At 76.8% G+C, this 814-nt stretch carries 1 protein-coding gene; it reads right to left on the reverse strand.

Features of this window, described 5'->3' with window-relative positions; genetic code table 11:
• Positions 1–774: heme/hemin ABC transporter substrate-binding protein (locus tag BKE38_RS30155; RefSeq protein ID WP_076960720.1), on the reverse strand; the 774-nt coding region annotated here is incomplete at its 3' end.
• Positions 775–814 lie beyond the last annotated feature (40 nt).

Genomic DNA, 814 nt, shown 5'->3' on the forward strand with positions numbered 1-814 from the left:
CAGGTGGCCGGGGTCGATGGCATGCAGCCGGCGCTTCTCGGCGGCAGGCGTCAGGGCCAGGGCGGGGCTGGACAGGATGGCGTCGCGCCCGCCGGCCTCGATCACCGAATGCTGCATCATCAGCAGGACGTCGGGGCCGGCGGTGGCGGCGGCCTCGGCGGAGAGCGGGCGGTAGCCCTGGAAGCCGGCCATCGGGTTGACGCCGCCGGCGGCCTCGATCAGCGCATGGGCATGGGTGCCGGCACCGGCGACCAGCGGCGCGCCGCGGCCGGTCGACAGCAGGAAGACCACCCGCGGCTTCGGCGCCGCCGCGACGGCCGCATCCAGCGCGTGCCAGTCGGCGTCGACGGCCGCGGCCAGGGGGGCGCCGTCGCGCTCCACTGCGCGGGCGGCGGCCAGGATCTTCTGCGAGACCGCCTCGGGGCCGGCGCCATCGGCGACGACCGCGACCGGCATGCCGGAGGCGCGCAGCACCTCGACCGCCTGGGCCGGGCCGGCCTGGTCGGAGAGCAGCAGCAGGTCGGGCGACAGGCCGACGATGCCCTCGGTCGGCAGCTGGCGGAGGTAGCCGAGCTGGGGCAGGCGGGTGACGGCGGCGGGGAAGAGGCTGCTGTTGTCGACCGCCACCAGCGCGTCCTGCAGGCCGAGGGCGCAGACCGTCTCGACCAGGGCCGGTCCGATGGCGACGATGCGGCGGGGGGTGGCGGCACGGGCGACGGCCGGGGCGGCAAGCGCGGCGCCGGTGGCCTGCAGCAGGTGGCGGCGGGAGATCATGCGACGGCCTCCAGGAGAACAGGGGGGAGAGGATGGACCT

Origin of the sequence: Teichococcus deserti (assembly GCF_001982615.1) — a bacterium.
Taxonomy (GTDB): domain Bacteria; phylum Pseudomonadota; class Alphaproteobacteria; order Acetobacterales; family Acetobacteraceae; genus Pseudoroseomonas; species Pseudoroseomonas deserti.